The sequence below is a fragment of the Paenibacillus sp. FSL M7-0656 genome (assembly GCF_038003225.1).
GTDB classification, from domain to species: Bacteria; Bacillota; Bacilli; order Paenibacillales; family Paenibacillaceae; genus Paenibacillus; species Paenibacillus amylolyticus.
The window spans coordinates 3707042-3729958 of sequence record NZ_JBBOOT010000001.1 but is presented as its reverse complement, the minus strand read 5'-3'; the positions used below and the strand labels follow the sequence as shown (position 1 = coordinate 3729958).

Genomic DNA, 22917 nt, shown 5'->3' with positions numbered 1-22917 from the left:
AGGAGGAATTCCACTTGCATAACAAGGCTGAACGTTTGAAAAAAAGTAAAACCCCGGCACCCAAAACAGGTAACGATCACGGAGATCGGCTGCCGCCAGGACAGATGCTGACGGAGAAATTCCCGATTCTGCATGAAGGGGAAGTGCCGGAATATGACCTGTCCACCTGGGACCTGAAGGTATTCGGCGAAGTGGAAGAGGAAAAGGTGTTCTCCCTGGCTGAGTTGCAGGCGATGCCACAGGTGAACACGGTGAGTGATATTCACTGTGTTACCCGTTGGTCGAAATTCGATACGCCCTGGGAAGGTATACGCTTCTCCGATTTTGTGAAACTTCTGGGGGTTAAGCCAGAGGCAAAATACGTCATGATCCATGCAGATCATGATTATGAAACAAATGTACCGCTCGAAGAATTGATGCATGATGATGTATTGCTTGCATTCAAATATAACGGTGAGCCACTTACTCCCAAGCATGGTTTTCCACTGCGTATGGTTGTGCCACAACTTTACTTCTGGAAGAGTGCCAAGTGGATACGTGGTCTGGAGTTTATGACAGAAGACCGTAACGGATTCTGGGAAGTGAATGGTTTCCACCATTTTGCCGATCCGTTCAAGGAACAACGCTTCTCGGGTGAAGATCTGCCGATTCCGGAAGACGAGTGGACGAAGAAGGAGTTTGATTGATATGTTGATGCCTATTTTGCAGATTCATTCGGAAGACATGCCGGCATATGCCATCGTCTGTGGTGATCCGGCACGTGCGGAGAAGATTTCCTGTAAACTGGAGCAGGCGAGAGAACTGGCGTTCAGTCGGGAGTATCGTACATTTGTTGGATTGTATGAAGGGGTACAGATCGCTGTGGTCAGTCATGGTGTAGGTTCGCCTGGAGCAGCTGTGTGTTTCGAGGAACTGATTCGGGCGGGTGTAACAACTCTGATTCGTGTAGGTACAGCGGGATCGTATACAGCGGATTATCCGGCAGGCAGTGTGCTTGTGAGTACAGCCGCTGTTCGTACGGACGGGTTGACTCGCCAACTGGTGCCGGATGGTTTTCCAGCGGTAGCGGACATTGGGGTGACACAAGCGTTGATCGAAGCTGCTCGTGAGCAAGAAAGCGCGGATGCTGCAACCTTTGCAGGCAAAGTGGGCGTTGGTATTACCGTAACACTGGATGCATTCTTTGCAGGCGTGGAAGAGATTCCACACCGCAAGTACAAGCAGGCTGGAGCACTTGCGGCTGAGATGGAAATTGCGGCGCTCTACATCGTCAGTACCTTGCGTGGCGCTCGCGCCGGAGCCATTGTCGCGATCGATGGATTCGCGGACAGTGACCTGGCAGCCGAGTATGATCCGCATACGGATGCGGTTGGACAAGCGGTGGAGCGCGAGATTAATGCAGCGCTACGCGCACTAGCCGCGCTTGCTCGCCAAGATCAGGCGTAGGTTGGTTAAGGCAAGTATACATTTTTGCTCATTGTTACAAGCAAAACAGTAGATGATGTCCATTTGAGGTGGACAATATAAAAAGGGCGTCCCGTAAGGTCATGAATATGACCCAAGGGGCGTCCTTTCCTTTTTAAGAGGGGGATGCAGGTACAGTGGCGAATTGTATTTGCATGGCATGTCATTAAATTAGGAGAGTGATTAAATATGGGCTGGAGTGAATTACGTGAAATTCCTAATGAATACAGCGATGAGGTACAGCGGATTGATGAGCAACTTTTGAAACTGGTTGCAGCCAGAAAGGACATAACCGGAGCAGTCCAATACCAACCCCCTCAAAATACCATCGATGAATGGGTGAGCTTACTGGATATGAAGGAGGAAGATATCCGATATGTTCTCCGTAGCGTGCAACCGATGCCGCAAAGACACTACTTTCCAAGTGAACCTCTTCAATTGACGAGTGTGGTGCCGATTATGAAGAAAATGATCAAAGATTCGTGTGAGTATATGATCACGCATTCGATGCAATATGAAGGCGAAAGCCTCGTTTATGTGGAGATTCAATATAAGGGGAATGAAGCTGAGCGTATACAAATGGTTCCACATTTGGCTCTGGAAATATTCAGCGAACAGAGACATATCACCATGAGACATGGCAGTCGTGGAGGAGGTGGGGAGACGCAAATTAGTTTCCGAGTGATTCCTGCTCTTCCTTCTTCTCTGGAAAACGTTCGATTCTCCTTGATTCCCTCAATACCAGAGATGGAATACAAAGTAGAGGAAATCATTTTGGATAAACAGGTTGATTTCGATTAACGAAAGGGTTTAGAGATGGATTTAGCTTAACTTGGGGACGGCCTGTCCCTTGCTGAGAATGATAATGCAGAAAGTGGGCACGTTATATAAAGGAACATCAACATGAATACGAAAAAAGGGAGGACTCTATGATGACACAGAACAATCAACCTCAGGACGAGGCGGAAATTCGCAACAAGCTGGATGAAGACGGGGATTCCTTGATGGAGAAAAAGAAGATTTTGAGCGGAGTAGACATTGAGCCGCAGGCGGACGAATGGGCAGCGAAGCCATCACCTGTTGCTTTTAATGAAGGAAATCCTTCTTCGAAAAAATAAACAACATGAGCATCATATGGGCTAGATGGAATGAAGATAAATTTAGCGAAGCAGGTACCCTTATGGTATCTGCTTTTTGGTTGTATAATAATGTAAAATTCAGTAGACGAAAGAGTGATTGGGATGAGTACAGGTACGATTAACATCCGAAAGGCAGAAATGAGGGACTACTCTGGCGTGTCATTGTTGATGGATGAGCTGCACCAGATGCATGTCGAGGCGCGGCCGGATCTATACAGAGCGTTGGAGACCAGAATGGAGAAAAAGGAGTTCATCGAACTGCTGGAAACGGACAAGCGTTACCTATATGTTGCCGAGTCTTCCGAAACGGGCTTGATTCTGGGTTACGGGAGCGCGCAGTTAAGTGTAATTCAGGATAACCCATTGATGGTGGATCGCAAGATGTTGTACATCCATGAACTTGTAGTGGATACCAAACATCGGGGCCAAGGAACAGGTAAACAGTTACTACAAGCATTCATCGAGTTAGGGAGAGAGCTTCAGGCAGACAGCATGGAATTGTCCGTGTCAACGTTTAACTCTGGGGCACAGGCTTTCTATGAACAGATGGGTCTGGTCGTCCGCAGCAGCAGGATGGAGTATACCTTGTAAGATACATCGCTCTATTTAATTAGTAAGGATTCATCATTTTTAATAAAATATCAGAATCCTCTTGAATACCCCCATGGGGTATGTTACTCTTAGAAAAGAACGAAAGAAAAGGGGTGTTCATGATGGATCATCAGAGCCATCCCGAGGAACCTTTGCAATCCTCCAAGTCAGATTCAACGGAAGCTTTGGCTACAGTCCATGAAGCAGTATCCTGTCATGCCGAGGGCAGTGATGGGAAGCATGTGCGCAAGAGTCACCATTCGCAGGAGATGAAGAGTAACCTGGTTTCTCGTTTGAACCGTGTGGAAGGTCAGATTCGCGGGATCAAGGGATTGATCGAGAAGGATACGTACTGTGATGATGTGCTGACGCAGATTGCGGCGGCTCAGTCTGCTCTTAATTCAGTAGGTAAACTTTTGCTTGAAGGCCATATGAAGAGCTGTATCGTTGAGCGTATTCAGGCTGGTGAACATGAGGTTGTGGATGAACTGCTGGTTACGATGCGGAAGTTAATGAAGTAATCTGAAATTATTTACCAAATAAAGTTATCATTTTAATATACCCCAAGGAGGAATTTACAATGTCTAATGTTACATTGAACGTTACGGGAATGTCTTGCAATCACTGCGTGAAATCAGTTGAAGAAGCTGTGAAGAATACCGGTGCGAGTGGTAAGGTTGATCTGGCAGCGGGAACAGTAGCTGTGGAATATGATGAGCAGACGGTGAACGTGGATCAGATCAAAGCTGCGATTGAAGATCAGGGGTACGATGTAGTCTAAAGGGATCACAGGCTTAAACCGAACATGCTCATGGGCGAAAAAGAGGTCAGAGTACCTTTTCCCAAGAGTCAGGTTTAAGCCTAATTTTCTGTCTGGTATATACCCCTGAGGGGTATGTTGATAAGAGATATAATGAAATGAATCGATATGAAAGGAGCTGACATGATGGATAATGCAACGAATAAACCAATGGATAGATCATCCGAACCCACACCCATGCCACCTATGGCAGATGCAACAGGATTAAAGACAACACTGCACATCACGGGGATGACCTGTGCCGCATGTTCAACGCGAGTGGAGAAGGGCTTGTCTCGTATGGAAGGCGTGCAGCAGGCCAATGTGAATCTTGCCATTGAACAGGCGACTGTTTCCTATGATCCGAAGATAACCAACGTGAGTGCCTTGCGAGATAAGGTGGAAGCATTGGGCTACGGTACGGTGTCCGAATCGGTTGATCTGAACATTACGGGTATGACGTGTGCTGCCTGTTCTGCCCGGATTGAAAAAGGTCTTTCCCGACTACCGGGGGTATCTCAGGCGAATGTGAATCTGGCGCTGGAAACAGGGCATATCGAATATGCCGCTGGTGCATTGAAACCTTCGGATATTACCGCCAAGATCAAGCAGATGGGCTACGGTGCTGAACTACAATTGACGCAAGAAGAGACCACATCGGTTCGTGAACGTGAGCTGCAACGCAAAAAGTGGAAATGGATGATATCTGCTTTGTTATCGATTCCGTTGCTGTGGGCAATGGTCGGGCATTTCTCGTTCACATCCGGAATCTATGTCCCCGAACTATTCATGAACCCTTGGTTCCAGCTACTGCTGGCAACGCCGGTACAGTTCGTGATTGGATGGCAGTTCTATGTGGGGGCGTACAAAGCCCTACGTAACCGCAGTGCCAATATGGACGTTCTCGTCGCATTGGGGACCAGTGCAGCGTTTTTCTACAGTCTCTATCTGACGTTATCCAGTGGGTACTTACCTTCTACAACCATGGATCATGGTGCAATGGGAACGAGTACAGCCGTCATGCCTTCGGTAGAACTCTATTATGAGACAAGTGCAATTCTTATTACGTTAATTCTACTGGGAAAATGGTTCGAAGCTGTGGCGAAAGGCCGCTCATCACAGGCGATCAAAAGCCTGATTGAACTGGCTCCACGTGAAGCCCGTGTCATCCGGGACGGACAGGAAGTGTTGGTTCCTGCCGCATATGTCGCGGTGGGTGACTTGGTTCTGGTGAAGCCGGGTGATAGCATCCCGGTGGATGGTATTGTTGAAGAAGGGCAATCCTCAGTAGATGAATCCATGCTTAGTGGAGAGAGCCTTCCCGTGGATAAAAAGCCAGGAGATCCCGTTACAGGTGCTACGCTGAACAAAAACGGGGTATTACGACTGCGTGCGACCCGAGTGGGATCGGATACGGCTTTGTCCCAGATTATTAAAGTAGTCGAGCAAGCTCAGGGCTCCAAAGCACCGATCCAGCGGATCGCAGATGTCATTTCAGGCATTTTTGTTCCGATTGTTGTCGGCATAGCTGCGCTGACATTCCTGATCTGGTATCTGTTTGCAAGTCCGGGTGACTTCGCCGGTTCCCTTGAAAAAGCGATTGCCGTGCTTGTCATTGCTTGTCCATGTGCACTAGGGCTGGCAACGCCGACTTCTGTCATGGCTGGATCAGGACGTGCGGCTGAATATGGCATTCTGTTCAAGGGGGGAGAACATCTGGAGTCGGCACAACAGATTCAGACCGTGGTGCTCGACAAAACAGGTACAGTAACCCAAGGTAAACCGGTCCTTACCGATGTTGTCACGGCTCCGAATTGGACGGAATCTGATCTGCTTGAGCGCGTGGGAGCGGCCGAACAGAGTTCCGAGCATCCGCTGGCAGAGGCGATTGTTGCAGGTATTCGTGCGAAGGGTCTGGAGCTAACCCCAACAGAGAAGTTCGAGAACATACCGGGATACGGCGTGCGAGCTTCAGTAAAAGGGCAGGAGATCCTGGTCGGCACGCGTCGTTTGCTTGCAGATGCACAGGTGAATGTCTCTGAGGAAACCGTTCAGCAGATGAACCGTCTGGAGGAACAAGGGCGTACAGCGATGCTGGTAGCGGTGGATGGTCAGTGGGCAGGGATCGTGGCTGTGGCTGACACCATCAAGGATACCTCTCGTGAAGCCATCGGTCGTCTTCAGGCGATGGGGATCGATGTCATCATGATCACGGGAGACAATGAGCGAACAGCTCGTGCTGTAGCAGAACAGGCAGGGATCGGTAAAGTTCTGGCTGAGGTTCTGCCGGAAGGCAAGGCTGCGGAAGTGAAGAAACTTCAGGAGAGTGGTCTGAAAGTCGCGATGGTAGGTGACGGCATTAATGATGCTCCGGCACTCGCTACAGCGGATATTGGGATGGCGATCGGAACAGGAACGGATGTAGCGATGGAAGCGGCGGATATTACGTTGATGCGTGGTGATCTGAACAGCATTGCAGATGCGATTGAGATGAGCCGGCGCACGATGGGTAACATCAAACAAAACCTGTTCTGGGCACTCGGATACAACGTGATTGGTATTCCCATTGCGGCAGTTGGCTTCTTGGCTCCATGGCTGGCAGGGGCGGCGATGGCGTTCAGCTCCGTGTCGGTTGTACTGAATTCGCTGCGTCTGCAACGCATGAAGCTGAAGAGAAATGACTGACCGACCTTTGTTTGGAGATATATTCAACGCCTCATTGTCAATGAAGTGAGGATGAATAAATACGCGGTTCGCTGCGGCGGACCGTGTTTTTTGTTGAGAAAAATACAGTTGAGTCGCCAGAAAATAAGCCTGAATCGTTGGTATTAGATGTTCTTTTCTACGGAGAAAGGAAAGCATAATGCTCTTTTGTGAAAATGGATCAATTGCATTCATGAATATAGCTTATATTTTCTGAATTTTTCAAAAAATGAGTTGACAATATGGACATATTCACATAAAATTTAAACGATCGTTTGATTCAAACAACTGTTTAAATCAAATTAGAACTATTTGAGTAATGGAGGACACCTTTTATGTTACAGGCTTTACGTACATTGTTTAAAAAACCGCCAGTGATTGTAGGGATCGTAACAGCACTTATGTTCCAAGTGATCTTTAGCGTGATCTGGATGACCGCATATTCTGGAGTAAATGACCGTGCGAAAGAATTGACGGTTGCGATTGTGAACGAGGACGGAGAAATGTCCAAAGGAATCGCAGATTCGCTCGCAGGAACACTGCCTTTCCATACCGTATCCAATCTAAGTGCGGCTGAAGCTTTGGATCAGCTGAATCATCACCAAGTACACATGGTGCTGGATATCCCGGCTGGGTTTAACGAATTGCTTCAGACGGCTAGCTCAACCGCCGAGATTAAATACACCATTAATGAAGCGAACCCGGTTACGATCAAAAGCATGATGCAAGGTGTATCACAAAGTGTGACAAACACGATTAACAAACAAGCTACAGCACAAGGAGTACAGACGGTGTTAACCGCTTCAGGTGCGCCTGCCGATCAGGCTGCTGAAGCCGCTACAAACCTGACTACCCGAGTGGAAGGAACGACAACGTCCATCAACCCGGTTAACGGGATGAATAATCAGATGGTGCCGATGATGATGGTACTGGCTTCCTATGTAGGTGCCATGATCATGGGGATGAACCTCCAGACAGCCATGGGTATGCTGTCATCTACCTATTCCCGATTGACTTTGTTTGGCGCGAGAGTAGTCATTAACGTGGGTTCTGCATTGGTCGTTTCCTTGCTGGGATCTTCACTGATTGTGGCACTGGGAGGACAGATTGCACAAGGATTCGTTGCATTCTGGTTGTTCCAGGCGCTCTTCCTGTGCACGTTCATGTTCTTCTCCCAGTTCTTCCTGATCTGCTTCGGACCTGCAGGAAGTCTGTTCAACATCATCTCACTGTCCTTGCAACTGGTATCTTCCGGTGCAATGGTACCGCGTGAATTGCTGAACAGCTTCTATAGCGGCATTGGGCAGTACCTGCCTGCAACATACGCCGTTCAGGGTATTCTGAGCGTGCAGTTGGGAGGCCCAGGAGTTCAGTCTGCTGCGGGCTCTATCGTGATTGTGCTGTTGGTTGCCGTTGCGTTGTCACTGGTCGTGACGTTGTTGAAAAAACAACGCATGCCAGCTATGGCTCCAAGCCCTGCTCAAGCAAACAACTAATACAGCAGATGTATACCATTGCATCATAGGATAGGACAAGCCCCCCGATGATTTTCATCGGGGGGCTTGGTGTAATATAATAGACAAATGATTCGCTGGCTGCAGTCCTTGAGCTGGAGCGAATGAGATGAACGGACAAGAGGGAGCGGGACGGAATGACTGAACCGGAGTTGGATATCAAAACGAGGATATTGCTTGCAGCCAAGAAGCTTTTTGCACAGCAGGGGTATGACGGGACGAGTGTTCGTCAAATATGTGATGAGGCAGGTGCCAATGTGTCGCTGGTGTCTTATCATTTTGGCGGCAAAGAAAAGGTGTTCGAAGCATTATTTGAGCATTTCTTCCCTGGGCATATGATGAACGCGCTGGCTGAAGAGTCCATGTCCTCGCCTGTGGAAGGTATCCGACGAATTATTGGTGAAGTTGTGAAGTTCACGATGACGGATCGGGAGATGAGCGATATTGTGCAGCTTGAAATTACACTGCGTACACATCGTACAGCAACCGTATTTCGTTTTCTAGACCCTGTATGGACCCGAGTGAGGGACCTGTTGCAAGAAGGAAAAGACCAGGGATTGTTCCAGGTCGAGTCCGTATCTTATGCGATGCTTCAGGTTATGGGTGTGGCTTTGGCGCACAAACGGGCCAAGAATTCACGATTTGGCTTTGATTATCAGGATATGAATACAGACGAGCTTGCTGAGCAGACAATTGAGTTCGTACTACGAGGATTGGGAGTGAACAGCTATGAATGAAACCATTGAGTTGATGATGAAACACCGCTCTGTACGCAAATTCAAGCCAGACCCGGTAAGTGATGAGCAGCTTGCAGCCATTGTATCTGCAGGGCAGATGGCTTCTTCTTCAAGTAGTGTGCAAGCCTATACCGTAATTGCTGTGACTGACTTAGAGCAAAAAGCCAAGCTGGCTGAATTGGCAGGCAACCAGGCCTATGTCAATGAATGTCCGGTGTTTCTCGTATGGTGTGCTGATCTGTATCGGCTGAGTGATGCTGCGAAACGTCATCTTCCTGAGAAGGAATCGTATGCCGATTCAACCGAGAATTTCATGGTAGCCACGATTGATGCTGCTCTGGCTTCCCAGAACGCCGCTCTTGCAGCGGAGTCACTAGGGTTCGGAATCGTATATATTGGCGGGCTTCGTACCCGGATTGAGGAAGTTGCTGAGCTGTTGGAATTGCCGGAAGGGGTATATCCGGTGTATGGCATGTGTATTGGTGTTGCAGATCAGGAAACTGGAATTCGCCCGCGTCTGCCACTTAATGCAGTTCTGCATCGTAATCGTTATAATGCCGAGCAGAGCATCAAAGGTGTTGAGCAGTATGATGAGACAACGACGGCGTACATGAAAGCACGGACTAATGGTGAACGAACGACTCCATGGTCCGAACTGATGGCGAAGCGCCTGACTGAGCCGACACGGTTGCAAGTGAGACCGTTCCTGGAAGGCAAAGGATTCTTGAAGCGTTAAGTTGAACTGAAGGTAGTTACACTTGCCACTCCGATGACAGAACAACCTTCCGATCGCTGTTATCCCCAGATTTTTTGATCCAATTTTTGTGAAGGTGAAAATCTAGTGATAGTGTATGCTTCCGAAGTAGCTTTCTTTCAGAAAGCTTTTAGGCGACCGCTCTGCTTCCTCAGGTTATTTCTGTCCTCTACGTTCCTGTGTAAAAATTTAGTTCAACTGATATATAATAGTAGACTAGAAGTCAGTCGGGGCGAAGCCGACTGGCTTCTTTGTGTTGTGCTGGCAGGACAAGCGATAGTACTTGCTGTTACCTGATTGTACTCAAGTTAAGCTATAGAAACGCTTTGTGTTCTGATAAAAGAGCCGGGCGGCCCGCTCGGTTCCCATGCCAGTGATTTCGCTCCATGCCTGGATGACCTGTCTGGTCATGGCCGGGTGTGTCATTCGTCCCTGAAATGGTCCTTCGAAGGGCCACGGTCCGTCGGTCTCGGCCATCACTTGTTCCGATGGATATTGCCGGGCGAGTTCACGAATCTCTTCTTCATACCGAATATCCGGCGTGAAGGAAATGAAATAACCGTTGTCCGCCATGCGCCTTACGGTTTGGCGAGAACCTTTGAACCAGTGGAAATGAGCACGTCGGAACTGATATTGCTCCAGCAAATCACAGACGATATCCGCATCATCGTATACCGCATGAAGGACAAGTGGTTTGTTATGCTTTTTGGCAAGTTGGATGAAACGTTCAAGCAGTTCAATGTACCCGCTCTGATCGAAGCGTTGCCCTGCCTGCTCCGCTTCCTGACGATTGTAATAGGGAAGGCCAACTTCTCCTATGGCTGTGGCTTGTCCCATATGCTTCTCGATCCATTGGAAGAAGAGGTCCATTTCTGCAATGGACGGCAGTTCCTGTTCCGGATGGAAACCGAAGGCCGGATAGATATTACGTGGATGTTGTTTTGCAAGCTCCAGATTGGTCTTGGCAGAAGCGAGATTCATGGACACGGCAATGACTGCTTCGACCTGCTGAGACGGAAACGATAGCAGCATCTCGCGTTGTTCGTCAGGGGTATACTGATCGAAGTGAATATGAGCATCAATTAATGGTGCAAAAGCTTGAGAATGCACGAGGGAATTCCTCCTTGTGTTCAGTTATATTCTAACTATGTTACGCAGAATTTCTTATGGCGGATCACCCATTAAAGGAAATAAATAACTTAAAAACCCGCACTATCAAGATAGGCGGGCTTTCTGCTGTTCTTCTCGCATCCACTGTGCAATCTGCCGTTTACGCTCCAGGAAAGCGGATTCCTCCGTAATTTCTTCTCGTCTTGGGCGATCAAAAGGAACATGTACCTCGTGCAACACCGTTGCAGGTCGGTTGGATAATACATAGACCCGATCTGCAAGTAGCAATGCTTCTTCGATATTGTGGGTGATGAACAGCACCGAGCGGCGGTTCTGTTCCCAGATATCGAGCAGCCAGCGTTGCATGTCGCTACGTGTCAGTGCATCCAGTGCGCTGAAAGGTTCGTCCAGCAGCATGAGTTCCTGCGGACTGAGCAGGGCACGCAGAAATGCAGCACGCTGCTGCATTCCGCCCGACAGCATATGAGGATAGGCCTGCTCGAACCCGGCAAGACCCACGCTGCTTAACCACTTTCGAGCCTCTGCAAGTGCTTCGGCCCGAGGTGGAGCACTTGAAGCTACTTCACCAGCAAGCAGTACATTATCTTCAATGGTACGCCACGGGAAAAGGGCGGGCTGTTGCGGCATATAACTAATCTTGCCACGCTGTCCCGTTACATTCTGACCGTTCATAAGCACTTGGCCTTCCTGTGGCTTAAGCAGACCGCCGATGATATGGAACAGGGTGCTCTTGCCACAGCCAGAAGGTCCAACGATAGCAACAAACTCGCCTTGCTCCACAGTCAGGGACAGGTCGTTCAGAACCGGTAGCTTGCTACGCCGTTCACGGAATGATGCATGAACATTAACAACGTCCAGTGCAGGTGGAACCGGAGCAGGAGTCGTGTTGGCAGGTCGATCAGGCGTAGCCGAGTTAAACTTTTCACCGTGCGTTGGCTCCATTACACTTGCTCCTCGTCCAGGCTGGACTTGTTCATCCTGTTGCCGATTCATATGGTCATCACTTCCTAATATACAGATTACTTCTTTACTACCGCTTTTGTGGCCGCCAGCGCACGAGCAGCTTCTCCAGCAGGGCAATGAACAGGAAGAGCAGCAAGCTGAGCGCGACAATAATCATGATCGCCACGAATAGGCGGTCCGTACGATAAGCCGACTTTTGCAACATCATATAATAACCAATACCCTTGTCTGCACCAATCCATTCGGCGATGATGGCGCCCATCACGCTATAGGTAGCGGCGATTTTGACACCGGAGAACACGGATGGCAGTGCATGGGGAAGCTCCAGCTTCCAGAAGATCTGATGACGTTTCGCACCAGCCATGCGCATATAGTTCATCATCGCTGCATCTGTACGGGTCAAGCCGTCCATGGCCGCCACTGCAACGGGGAAGAAACAGACGAGGATGATGGTAATCAGCTTGGGCAACAGCCCGAATCCGAACCAGATTAACAGGAGCGGCGCGAGCGCGATGGTTGGGATATTTTGACTAAGAATAAGTAAAGGATACAGGGCTGACTTGAGAAAAGGGACCAAATGCAGCACCATCGCGATCAGTAATCCAACCGCTGTTCCAGCGGCGAATCCAATCAGCGTTAACTGAATGGTTGCGGAAGCGTGCATGCCAAGTCGTTCGGCCTGGGTTGCCGCTTCGCGGGCGATGTCGGACGGTGCAGGCAGCATCCATTTCTCAATATGGAAGAGGGAGACGGCTCCCTGCCATATCGCTATAAAGAGAATAACCGCCACAATGGGCGGCCATACACTTTTGAAATAGGCAGGCATTAGCGATACTTCTCCGTCAGGGTATCCATGCTGAAGCCAGCAGGGCTATGGGCGATTTTGATCTGGGAGATGATGCTTGGGCTGCCAGCCTCCACAAGTACCTCGTGCATTTTACGGACAACTTCCAGCAGTTCCTCCAGTTCACCTTCCATCGTTGTGTCGAGCGCGTTCACCTGATATTTTAGGCCGGATTGCTGAATAACTTCAATGGCGCGATCAACGTAAGGATAAGAGTTCTCGCCATTTGGCGTTTTCGGGATAACCTGAATACTAAGTAGTGTGCTTGCCATGAGAGATCACGGCTCCTTTCGTGATATATAAAATGAACTAATGACTGTTACACTTGCCACTTCGACGACAGAATAACCTTCCAATCGCTGTTATCCCCAGATTTTTTTGATTCCCTTTCTCTAAAGGGAAAATCCGGTGATAAAGGCGACCGCTTCGCTTTTTCACGTTATTTCTGTCCTCTCCGTCCTCGTGTAAAATTTAAGTTCGTTTTATATGAGAAATTTTATTGGGGTAAAAACTCGTTTGTATATGCTTTGCTCACATCGATCTGTTCATCAAGCAGTTTTTTGCTAAACATCCAGTCGGTGTAGTTCTGCCACACTTCCTGTTTTTGCTCACCCCAGCGCGGGGCGTCATCCGTGTATTTCGGACTGAGCCATTTCTGGCTTGCCAGTACGAGGTCTTTGTCCAGATCCGGTACGGCCTTGATCAGAATGTTGGCTACGTCTTCGGGATGATCAATTGCGTATTGATACCCTTCGGAGGTGGCTTTCAGGAATGCTTTCACCAACTCAGGGTCGTTTTGGATCGTTTGCTCGTTTGTTACGAGGACAGGCGTGTAGTAATCCAATGCATCTGAATAATCCTTCACATATAACATGTCGATCGGTTCCCCGCGCAGTTCGGCTTCAATACCCGTCCAAGCGTAGAAAATCCATGCAAAATCAATGTCTCGTTTCACTGCGGTGAAAAAGTCGGCGTCACCCATGTTAATGTTTTTCACTTTGGATACATCGGCTCCGTCGCCTTCCATAATGGATTGCATCACGGCTTCTTCGACTGGGGAACCCCAACCGCCATAAGTTTTACCTTCAAAATCTTTCGGTGACTTGATATTCCGATCCGCCGGAGCAGCGAAACCAGATGTATTATGCTGAATAACTGCTGCGATGGAGACCAATGGAACACCCTGTGTGCGGGCTTGAGTTACACTCTCCTGATAACTTACGCCAAAAGGCACTTCATTGGAGGCAACCATTGTATCTGCGCCACCGGCACCTGGTTGTACAATCTCCACGTTCAAGCCTTCGGCTTTATAAAAACCTTGATCTACAGCTGCATACAGGCCTGTATGATTCGTATTTGGTGTCCAGTCGAGCACCACTTTAATATCTTTCAGGGCGGCAGTGTCACCTTCGTTGCTGCTTTCCGTATTTGTGTTGCCGTTCTGCCCAGCTGGGGCAGCTTCTTTGCCACCACATGCGGCTACAGTCACCATAAGCACGCATAAGAGCAACAATCCCATCGTTTTACGCCATTTCATCTGTGGTTCTCTCCTTCGGTATGTCCGGCCGGTTGGCACGGGGTACTCCTTGGCTTCATATCCAATCATCTTGCATAAATCGACTGATTTATACCAGTTGAGATCTGGATAACGTCACTTTTTTTAGCTCTCTGGCTATATAAAAGAACATTAAAAAAGCGCCCCGTATTCCGGGACGCGTGCAGGCGTTAGAGAGGTGGCGTTCAGCCATAGGGCTGTGCCATTTCGATATACTCCGATTCCTACGCTGGCATGATCCAGATCAGGTCTAAGGGTTAGTATCTTGGTGGGATACACTCTCAGCCGGCCAATTCCGACTCCCCTGGGAAACTATGAAGTTACGGGCATTACTAGGTGTAATTATAGGCCAGAGGGTAGGACCTGTCCAGTCATGAACTGGATAGGGACACGTATAAGTTATAAACAGGCCGTTATACATATGTATAACAGCCTGTTTGGATGTGTTATTTTCAATAATTATCGTGGGGAATCATATAAGGCAATCTGACTGAGTGCAAAAGCATCGGATTTTGGGTCATAACCTACCTGTTTCTGAGTGGTTTCCAGATTTAATCGTTTAAACCGATTATTCGAGATCCCATGCAGTATGGTGAAGGGTTCCAGATCGGTAGTTGTAATTGCTTTGAACATCAAATCACACAAGTCAGCCGGACTAATATACGCGCTCATATCCCTTGCCTCCAGCACGGGTCCGTCCGGTTGAAAATCATCATATGCACCTATACGTATTGCTACACTTTGTAAACCTTCGGTATACGCAAAATAGGAAGCGAGCGATTCTCCAAAACATTTGCTAACCCCGTACAAATTCCGTGGGCGTGTCGGCATGTCCGGATAGACCTGAGCATCAATGGGATACCCCTCGATCGTCTGTGCACTGCTTGCCAGAATGACTCTTCGTACACCTTGGTCCTTGGCTGCACGGAATACATTAAATGTGCCTTTGATATTGATGTCCAACAACGATTCATAAAATCCGGCATGCGGGGAAGGATCTCCCGCCAGATGTACAACCACATCCATGCCTTCGCAAGCATGCTGACAGGCTTCGGGGTCTGTCACATCCAGTGTCATGATCTCATGGCCTGTCCCTTGATACGTATGCAGTCTGTCGATATTCAAATCCGTTAGTCGCAGGTGAAATGTCTCTGACAAGTGTTGGGACAAGTCACGTCCAATTTTTCCGCCTGCGCCAGTAATTAAAATGTTCATGAAATCAGCTCCAATTCTTAGCGCTGGAAGAACTCAATCCATTCCTTTTCAGGTCCATAGATGAAGAAATAGCGGTAACCGTTAGGCAGTGTGATAATCTCTCCGTCGATAAATTCGGCTTCGGTGGCTTGAATGCGTTTGTACTCAGAATCAAGATCATCCACGTGGATCGCAAAATGGTGCACCGTACCTTCAGAAGGCAGCTTGTCGCTGTATCCTTGAATTAACTCAATCTCAGTCTCATTACTTCCATTGAAGCCAAGGAAGGCGAGCTGAATGATACCGTTGGTATGGGTCACCCGGTCTTTCAATTCAAGACCAACGATCTCCGTGTAGAAACGCAGCGTGGTCTCCAGATCACGAACGGCAATGCCGACGTGGTCAATGCGCTTTTGAAAACTCACAATCAAAAACCTCCTTATGTAGTGAATGGTTCTACCATTTTAAGGGATATCATAGAGCTGTACTACATGGTTGTCAAATCCAATTTTAAATTGGAAAAATCATAATTGTTCACAAAATGTTCACTTATGTGAAGGGTTTCCTCATCTCTATAATTACGAAGGTAAACAGAGAGGATGAGAGAATTGCCAACCAGCAAGAAGGAACAAATTATTTTCGGATTAATGATGTGTATAGGAATGGTCTTGGTCATGATGTTCTTCAATCTATGGCACAGTGGGTTACTCGGCAAGATGTCCCCGCTTGAAATACTGCTTCAATTCATATTATGTTTTGTCATCGCGTTTCTGGTGGAGTCTTTCATTGTTGGTCCTGTGGCGAGAAAGATTGCATTCTCCTTGCCCTTCGACAAGTCCAATAAGATTTTAGGTGTGCTCGTCATTTCATTTTTCATGGTGATTGGCATGGTTCTGATCATGTCCATGTATGGAATGATCTCGGCATATCTCGCTGATCAATTAAGTGGGTCATCCGTACTCCGTACGTATCTCCATACCATTGCTCGTAACTTCAGCCTTGCGCTTCCATATCAGTTGATCGTTCTGGGACCACTCGTCCGATATGTATTCGGTAAATTCATCAAGGATAACGGGCCTGTATTGCCTGTCGTTAATAAAAGTGTGTGATTTGGTTGACCATAAGTATTTCCTGGGCAATCTTGTGCAAATGAATAGATATTATTCTCACCTTTAATGAAAGGAGATGAGAGAGGCAAAGATAGGGTACTTGCCGCCATATTACAGCGCTAACGAATCGAGGACACCTTATTAGGCCAGTTTCTAAGGGAATGAAAATCTAACGAATCTCAGCGGTGTTATTATGCAAAAAACCTCCAACGAGACATTTAATTGAAGCTAATTATCTATAATAACGTCTCTAGGATTCGTTAGATTTCAAACATGCGGAAATGGAGGGGGATAGCGTGTGTTAGGTTCGTTACAACAGAGTAACGCTACAAAAAAATGTCCACCGTCAGGTCATGGCGGTGGACATTTCAATTTCTTTAATAGGTATTTCTAATCCTCAGGACTGGATCAACACAGAACTGTTAAGTCGCAGAATTGGCTATATGTTTGTTCTGCCATTGAAACGTGATTACGCTAATGACAAGCAGGCCAACTGCAAAGATCGCAAGCATCCATGCAGACTGATTAACCGCCAGATGATCAAGACTCCATCCCGTAGTCAAAGGCAGAATGGCACCGCCAACCCCACCTGAGGCAATCAAAATGCTGGGTGTGGATTCTTCTGTTCCGGGCAGCAGTTTACTGGCGAAGACAAGGGCAATGGAGAATATCCCTGACATCGCAAGTCCAAGCAGTAAGATGATGAGAAATGCAGACCAGATTTGGTTTGTAAATGGAAATATCATTAACAAGAGAACAGATGCAAGACAACTGTACAGGACATATACGCGGTATTGGAATTTCTCTGCGATATAACCGGCGAAGAGCCGTCCCACGGACATGGCAATCCAGAAACAGGTGACACTAAGGGCTGCTCCGGCTTCCTTCATGTTCATTTTCTCAATCAGGATCGCCGGCATGAAGTTCGCAAGACTCATCTCTGTGCCAACATAGAGGAAGAAGAACAGGACGAATAATACCAGAAGAGTCCTGTTACGGCCACGATAGGTTGGACTGGATGTACTTGCAGATGCGGGATGCATCTCACCCGATGTCCCAGCAGAGTGCGTATTTACGGAAGCATGATTTGAACTCTGTCGCTCCAGAAACTTATCGAGTTCACCGAATGATCCTTTCGCCCAGAAAACAAAGGTCAGCGCTGCGCAGATCGCAACAACGAGAAAGGAGAGACGCCAGTATCCGGCAGCAATCAGACCGCTGGCAATGAGCGGCATGACCATCGCCCCAATCCCGAATAACACTTCCAGTCGACTCATAGCAACGGCTGTATTGTCTTTGATTGCAGCGATGATAATGGTGCCAATAACAGCTTCAACCATTCCGAATCCAAAGCCGGCAGCGGGTGCAATGACGAACATCCAGCCCCATGGTGGCAGCAGCATGTAGGATAATTCTGCAATACAGAGCAACGCTGTGGCGATTAACAGGCCTCCCCGTTTACCAAAGCGTCTGTTCAGCCATGGAGATAACAATACACCACCCAGGAATCCGGCAAATTGGGCAAAGATCAGCGTTCCGCCTTGGCTATAATCTTTGCCGTAATGTTCAAGTGCAACCGGTAGAATGGAACCGAGCACAACGTGGGCAAGTCCAATCAGGAAATAGGACAGACATCCGATCCAAAGTAATTTTTTCATAAAGAACTCCTTCTACTTATATACATAAATTGAGGATCACAATAAAGCGCAATCTTGAAGACAAAGTCTATCATAACAGGACATGTTAAGTTGTACCATGAATTCCTGATCGATACAGAAGGTTGCAATCTGGTCCGGCGTTCGTATATACTGAGACCAACAATTACAGATCGGACCATGCCGTTGAAGAGCATCCAACTCGGAGGCGTTTTCGCCAGGGGAGCGATATTTCCCCAAGTTAACCGGAACCGCCCGTTATCGCGGACCAAGAGGCTGGAAGCAGGATATCCTGATTCAGCAAGTTGGGTGGCACCGCGAGCAGAGCGCTCCTCGTCCCAAGGGATGAGGGCGCTCTTTGTATTTTTACAGCCAAAGGAGACGGTGACCATGTTAGAAATGAAATGGATTCGGGCACATGCAGAAGAGGTTCAGGCAGCGGCAGACGCGAAAAAAATCAAGATCAACATTCGCACATTGTTAGAGCGGGATGAGGAACGCAGGGCACTTTTGCAGGAATCGGAAGAAGGACGCAGATTGCGCAATACGTTATCCGCGGACATTGGCAGACTCATGCAGGCCGGGAATCGGGAACAGGCCGAGGGTTTGCGGGCTCAGGTGAAACAGATCAATGAACAGTTGGAACAGGTGGAAGCGAGGCTCGCCCCTGTGCAGGAGGAAGTAACCAAGCTACAATGGCTGGTACCCAATATCGTGTCCCCGGATACCCCCAATGGCTTGTCGGACGTAGACAATGTAGAGCTACGACGTGTGGGAGAGGTGCCAACGTTCGAGTATAACACCAAAGATCACGTGGAACTTGGGGAGTTGCATGATCTCATCGATATTCCCCGTGGAGTTAAGATTGGCGGTACGCGAAGCTATGTATTAAAAGGCGCTGGCCTGTTATTACATCGAGCAGTACAGCAACTTGCGCTTGATTTGCTTCTGAAGCACGGCTTCACACCGATGGAGGTTCCGCTGATGGTCAGGGAGGATGCACTGGTGAACACCGGATTCTTCCCAACTGGTCGAGATCAGGTCTATGAACTCGAAGGGGAGAACAAGTGGCTGGTGGGAACTTCTGAAGTGCCGCTGGTCTCGTATTATGCGGATGAGATTGTTGATGTTCAAGAGCCTGTGAAGCTGGCTGCGGTATCGACGTGTTTCCGCAGTGAAGTTGGCTCCGGCGGACGGGATGTACGCGGATTATACCGTGTGCACCAATTTGCCAAAGTTGAGCAGGTCATTCTCTGTGCTCCTGATGCGGAAGAATCGGAGCGCATGTTGCAAGAGATTACAGGACACGCCGAAGAATTGCTGCAATTACTGGAACTGCCGTATCGTGTTGTCGCTGTATGTACCGGAGATATGTCGCAGAAAACGTACAAACAGTATGACATCGAGACCTGGATGCCAAGCCGCGGTGCATATGGAGAAACACATTCGTCGTCGAATCTGCATGATTTTCAGGCTCGCCGATCAAATATTCGTTGCCTCGATGCCGAAGGCAAGTTGGCGTATTGTCACACGCTCAATAATACGGCGGTGGCATCGCCGCGTATCCTGATTCCGTTGCTTGAGAATCATCAGCAGGAGGATGGAAGCATTCGCATTCCGGTAGCCCTGCGGCCATATATGGGCGGCGCCGAGAGCTTGATTTTGCCAGAGCAGGATGAAGTGAAGTAGAGAGGTTAGGTAACACTTTAGTAATTCAAAAAGGGGATGTTCCAAACGTCATGTTGCATGTGACGATGGGCATCCCATTTTCAATGGTAACACTATTTAACGAGCCAATTTCCTACTATGTTGTGCTGAACTGATCCGGTAAGTGCTTGAACCTCAGATATAGCTTGCTTCTTTGATTAAAATTTCTTCGTTTATGTAAGTAAATAAAATTATTTCTTAAATGTCAACGCAGCTTCCATTCACGCTCGTTAATGATTTCAATTTGTCCAGATTCAAGGGCTTTTTTGAAACGATTGCGGGCTGTTTTCATCAATAGAACCATTTCGTCTTCAGGACGAATCTTGGTGGATGTCGAAGTGACGATAGCTTTCATACGTTTACGGTTATTTTTAGGTGAAACCATATCAAGCAAATTCTTTTCGATCATACAATATCCCACCCCATTTTTTAGGTTTATTAAAACAGTATTACGCGACCTTCCCATATTATACAATGAAAATCATGAATTGTTCCAAGACTCTCACTTATGTTATTCAACTTTATGCAATTCGTATCCGATATAATATAATAGAAGTAAAATATTGGATTATGGGAGTTGGAAATTAAAAATGAATAGAATCAAACTGGCGCTTCGAGGCACACTTGCTCTAATGATTGCATTGACCGTACTGGTCCCTTCGTTGGCTTTGGCGGCTACCGGTGACGTGACATCGATTGAAATTACCAATAGCAGCCCGCAGAAGATGAGTGTCTCCGAAACAGCTGCGCTTCAGGTGATGGCAACGGTAGAAGGTTTTGATAACAAGCAGGATGTTACCCAAGGCGTGACTTGGTCCACCAGTAATGCAGCGGTTGCGACGATGGTGAAAGGTAAAGTCAAGGCCGTGGCCGCGGGCGAAGCAACCATTTTTGCACAGGTAGACGGGGCTAAAGCTCAGTTGGTTGTCCAAGTTCAGGAGAAGATCAAAAGCATCAAAGCTTCACCGAAATCCTACAGTTTTGTTAAAGGCAGTGAAAGCACCCTTCCGAAAGTAAGCATTACCCGTGCGAATGGTAAGGAAGAGGATGTGACATCTGAGATTGTGTGGTCCGTATCCACTTCTTCGGCTGTGCTGGAAAACGGTAAAATCAAAGGCGTTACACCTGGCAGAGTATTGCTGCAAGGCAAATATGGAACAACGATCGTGAAAGTCCCCGTTGCTGTGACGGACGAGATTACCAAAGTCGAGGTTACCCCTGCAACTATGCAGCTGAATATCAAGAAGTCCAAAGCGTTGAAGGTTATCGGCACCTACGCGAATGGCAAAACGATCAACCTTTCGAAACAAATCATATGGACCTCTTCCAACACAAATGTAGCTATCGTGAAAAATGGAGCCGTTAAGACACTGACAGAAGGACAAGCCACCTTGACAGGAACTTATCAAAATCAGACAATAAAGGCAGAGGTTACCGTTGTACCTTTGCTCAAAAAGCTGATTACAGGCCAGAAAAAACTGGTTTTGTCCCCACAGGGAAGTACAACGTTGAGTGTGATGGCCCAGTATGATACGGGTAAAACCACTGTTGTGACGAACAGCGCGGTATGGAGTAGCACAAAGCCGGGCGTAGCGACAGTAACAAATGGCAAGATCGTGGCTGTAAGCAAAGGGAAAACGTCCATCACGGCCAAATGGGGCAACAAAAAAGTGACGATCCCTGTTACGGTAAAATAAATCTTCATATAATAAAGCATCTTGCATGATCCAAAAATTAGTTTCAGTACATGACATCGTTAAAATCATCAATATCATCAAGGTAACAGACAACCAAGGGGCGTAGACATACGCTCCTTTTTTGGATATATAGAAATATGTATCTGAAATGCCTTCTGCTTCAACAACTATATAAGGGGATTGGATGGGATGAATATGAAAGCTTCGATTATAAGCTCAGACTCTAACTCTAGTGATCTGGCTTACCTGAAATATCTTTTTCTATCCCTAAGTTCCATACTTACATTTCAACGGAGTACTACGATTAAGCGCATGAAGCAACGCACCTATGAAAAATACAGAGAAGGCTACCATTTAAAATGTCATGGTGAAGAGGAGATACCTGAATGAAAGATCCAATGCAACCGGAAAATTGGCCTGCCTGGGCGACAGAGTCGGTAGAGATTGCTCCGGCCAACCCCAATTGGGATGCGCAGGCTCAGGATGAAATCGGCCAACTCAAACGTCTTCTAGAGCAGTTTAATATTCATCAATTCGAACATATCGGAAGCACGTCCATTCCAGGGTTACCCGCCAAGCCCATTATTGATCTGATGGCAGAGGTACAGTCATGGGATGACATGGATCTGATTGCGGATCAGCTGAATCCGTTGGGCTGGAACTACGTTCCGCCTGAACTGGATGGACGGGAGTACAGACGATTCTGGGTCAGGGTTAAGGATGGCAAGAGAGCTGTACACCTTCATCTGATGCGCCCGGGAGAAGAACGCTGGGATCGTCAAATTCGGTTTCGGGATGTACTGAGAACACGCCCAGATCTGGTGGAAGCTTACGCCGTCCTGAAGACAAAGCTTGCTGATGAGAACAAGGAAGATAGGGAATCGTATACCGCTGCCAAAACGCAATTTATTTTACAAGTGCTTGATGAAGGCGTGTGATTGATTGAAAAGCGTACTTATCAAAGACAGGCTGATCTATTTCTTCGCAGTCATGATGACCATGGCGGCAGGACTCGCATCCAGACACTTTGGTAATCGATTGCCGGATTGGGTGCATGAACATTTCGGAGATGCATGTTGGGCGGGCATGATTTATTTCGGAGTACGCATGGTGTGGCCTCATCGCAGCCTTGTATGGGCGATGTGTTTGAGCTGTGTATTCAGCTGGACGATTGAGTTCTCGCAGTTGATTCAGACGCCTTGGCTGATTGAGATACGCTTTACCGTATTAGGTGCTCTTATTTTGGGACATGGTTTTCTGGTGATCGATCTGATTCGATATACGGTCGGTATTCTGTGCATGGTTATGATAGATCGTTATTTCCTGAGAAATAAGATGGCTGGATCATGAACTCAAGTGAA

25 protein-coding genes and 1 riboswitch are annotated in these 22917 nt (G+C 47.7%); of the genes, 16 read left to right on the top strand and 9 right to left on the bottom strand.

What is annotated here, in order from left to right; translation table 11 throughout:
• Positions 1-14 precede the first annotated feature (14 nt).
• The 11 genes from MHI01_RS16435 (at position 15) to nfsA (ending at position 9683) form a co-directional block, all read left to right on the top strand.
• Positions 15-686, top strand: coding sequence for a sulfite oxidase-like oxidoreductase (locus MHI01_RS16435; protein WP_017691010.1), 672 nt, complete (start codon positions 15-17; stop codon positions 684-686).
• Position 687: 1 nt separating this feature from the next.
• On the top strand, positions 688-1446 hold the full coding sequence (locus tag MHI01_RS16430; protein WP_340983644.1) for a nucleoside phosphorylase: 759 nt from the start codon (positions 688-690) through the stop codon (positions 1444-1446).
• 207 nt (positions 1447-1653) lie between these two features.
• Entirely contained in the window at positions 1654-2265 is a 612-nt protein-coding gene (locus MHI01_RS16425; RefSeq protein ID WP_076253885.1) for a hypothetical protein, read from the top strand.
• Between the two features lie 131 nt (positions 2266-2396).
• Positions 2397-2582, top strand: a complete 186-nt coding sequence (locus MHI01_RS16420) for a hypothetical protein (RefSeq protein ID WP_340983643.1) — start codon at positions 2397-2399, stop codon at positions 2580-2582.
• A gap of 123 nt (positions 2583-2705) precedes the next feature.
• Complete coding sequence (locus MHI01_RS16415; protein ID WP_340983642.1) at positions 2706-3194, top strand: GNAT family N-acetyltransferase; 489 nt, start codon at positions 2706-2708, stop codon at positions 3192-3194.
• Positions 3195-3316: 122 nt separating this feature from the next.
• Positions 3317-3715, top strand: a complete 399-nt coding sequence (locus tag MHI01_RS16410) for a metal-sensitive transcriptional regulator (protein WP_340019018.1) — start codon at positions 3317-3319, stop codon at positions 3713-3715.
• A 59-nt stretch (positions 3716-3774) separates the two neighbouring features.
• The gene (locus MHI01_RS16405; RefSeq protein WP_017691004.1) at positions 3775-3975 is read left to right on the top strand and encodes a copper ion binding protein; all 201 of its coding nucleotides are present in this window, start codon (positions 3775-3777) and stop codon (positions 3973-3975) included.
• A gap of 189 nt (positions 3976-4164) precedes the next feature.
• The gene (locus MHI01_RS16400) at positions 4165-6678 is read left to right on the top strand and encodes a heavy metal translocating P-type ATPase (protein WP_445744902.1); all 2514 of its coding nucleotides are present in this window, start codon (positions 4165-4167) and stop codon (positions 6676-6678) included.
• Positions 6679-7031: 353 nt separating this feature from the next.
• Positions 7032-8192, top strand: a complete 1161-nt coding sequence (locus tag MHI01_RS16395) for a YhgE/Pip domain-containing protein (protein WP_340983641.1) — start codon at positions 7032-7034, stop codon at positions 8190-8192.
• 155 nt (positions 8193-8347) lie between these two features.
• Complete coding sequence (locus MHI01_RS16390) at positions 8348-8947, top strand: TetR family transcriptional regulator (RefSeq protein ID WP_340983639.1); 600 nt, start codon at positions 8348-8350, stop codon at positions 8945-8947.
• On the top strand, positions 8940-9683 hold the full coding sequence (nfsA, locus tag MHI01_RS16385) for an oxygen-insensitive NADPH nitroreductase (RefSeq protein ID WP_127551658.1): 744 nt from the start codon (positions 8940-8942) through the stop codon (positions 9681-9683). The genes MHI01_RS16390 and nfsA overlap by 8 nt, the downstream gene beginning before the upstream one ends.
• A 321-nt stretch (positions 9684-10004) precedes the next feature.
• Here the strand turns inward: nfsA and MHI01_RS16380 are convergent, their stop codons facing one another.
• The 7 genes from MHI01_RS16380 to MHI01_RS16350 all read right to left on the bottom strand — a co-directional run bounded on the left by MHI01_RS16380 (position 10005) and on the right by MHI01_RS16350 (position 15813).
• The gene (locus MHI01_RS16380; RefSeq protein ID WP_340983638.1) at positions 10005-10811 is read right to left on the bottom strand and encodes a TatD family hydrolase; all 807 of its coding nucleotides are present in this window, start codon (positions 10809-10811) and stop codon (positions 10005-10007) included.
• 105 nt (positions 10812-10916) lie between these two features.
• Entirely contained in the window at positions 10917-11825 is a 909-nt protein-coding gene (locus tag MHI01_RS16375) for an ABC transporter ATP-binding protein (protein ID WP_340983637.1), read from the bottom strand.
• Between the two features lie 37 nt (positions 11826-11862).
• Positions 11863-12621, bottom strand: coding sequence for an ABC transporter permease (locus tag MHI01_RS16370; RefSeq protein ID WP_036616724.1), 759 nt, complete (start codon positions 12619-12621; stop codon positions 11863-11865).
• Positions 12621-12911 carry a thiamine-binding protein gene (locus MHI01_RS16365; RefSeq protein WP_127551654.1) on the bottom strand — a complete coding sequence of 97 codons (291 nt, stop codon included), beginning with the start codon at positions 12909-12911 and terminating at the stop codon, positions 12621-12623. The genes MHI01_RS16370 and MHI01_RS16365 overlap by 1 nt, the downstream gene beginning before the upstream one ends.
• Positions 12912-13135: 224 nt before the next feature.
• A complete protein-coding gene (locus MHI01_RS16360; protein WP_340983636.1) occupies positions 13136-14176 on the bottom strand; it encodes an ABC transporter substrate-binding protein in 1041 nt (346 codons plus the stop codon).
• A gap of 221 nt (positions 14177-14397) precedes the next feature.
• Positions 14398-14510, bottom strand: a riboswitch (TPP riboswitch).
• Between the two features lie 143 nt (positions 14511-14653).
• On the bottom strand, positions 14654-15409 hold the full coding sequence (locus MHI01_RS16355) for an NAD-dependent epimerase/dehydratase family protein (RefSeq protein WP_340983635.1): 756 nt from the start codon (positions 15407-15409) through the stop codon (positions 14654-14656).
• A 17-nt stretch (positions 15410-15426) separates the two neighbouring features.
• Entirely contained in the window at positions 15427-15813 is a 387-nt protein-coding gene (locus MHI01_RS16350; protein ID WP_076329743.1) for a VOC family protein, read from the bottom strand.
• 174 nt (positions 15814-15987) lie between these two features.
• Between MHI01_RS16350 and MHI01_RS16345 the strand changes: the two genes are divergently transcribed.
• The gene (locus MHI01_RS16345; protein WP_340983634.1) at positions 15988-16497 is read left to right on the top strand and encodes a hypothetical protein; all 510 of its coding nucleotides are present in this window, start codon (positions 15988-15990) and stop codon (positions 16495-16497) included.
• Between the two features lie 422 nt (positions 16498-16919).
• Here MHI01_RS16345 and MHI01_RS16340 read toward each other — a convergent pair whose 3' ends face one another.
• On the bottom strand, positions 16920-18155 hold the full coding sequence (locus MHI01_RS16340) for an MFS transporter (RefSeq protein ID WP_076253875.1): 1236 nt from the start codon (positions 18153-18155) through the stop codon (positions 16920-16922).
• Between the two features lie 387 nt (positions 18156-18542).
• On the opposite strand from MHI01_RS16340, the gene serS reads away from it, so the two are divergent.
• A complete protein-coding gene (gene serS, locus MHI01_RS16335) occupies positions 18543-19841 on the top strand; it encodes a serine--tRNA ligase (RefSeq protein ID WP_340984866.1) in 1299 nt (432 codons plus the stop codon).
• A 223-nt stretch (positions 19842-20064) separates the two neighbouring features.
• Here the strand turns inward: serS and MHI01_RS16330 are convergent, their stop codons facing one another.
• Entirely contained in the window at positions 20065-20268 is a 204-nt protein-coding gene (locus tag MHI01_RS16330) for a hypothetical protein (RefSeq protein ID WP_076253873.1), read from the bottom strand.
• A gap of 181 nt (positions 20269-20449) precedes the next feature.
• Between MHI01_RS16330 and MHI01_RS16325 the strand changes: the two genes are divergently transcribed.
• The 3 genes from MHI01_RS16325 to MHI01_RS16315 all read left to right on the top strand — a co-directional run bounded on the left by MHI01_RS16325 (position 20450) and on the right by MHI01_RS16315 (position 22906).
• Positions 20450-21556 carry an Ig-like domain-containing protein gene (locus tag MHI01_RS16325; protein WP_340983632.1) on the top strand — a complete coding sequence of 369 codons (1107 nt, stop codon included), beginning with the start codon at positions 20450-20452 and terminating at the stop codon, positions 21554-21556.
• A gap of 386 nt (positions 21557-21942) precedes the next feature.
• Entirely contained in the window at positions 21943-22494 is a 552-nt protein-coding gene (locus tag MHI01_RS16320) for a GrpB family protein (protein ID WP_340983631.1), read from the top strand.
• 4 nt (positions 22495-22498) lie between these two features.
• Positions 22499-22906, top strand: a complete 408-nt coding sequence (locus MHI01_RS16315; RefSeq protein ID WP_315372439.1) for a ribosomal maturation YjgA family protein — start codon at positions 22499-22501, stop codon at positions 22904-22906.
• The last annotated feature ends 11 nt before the right edge of the window (positions 22907-22917 follow it).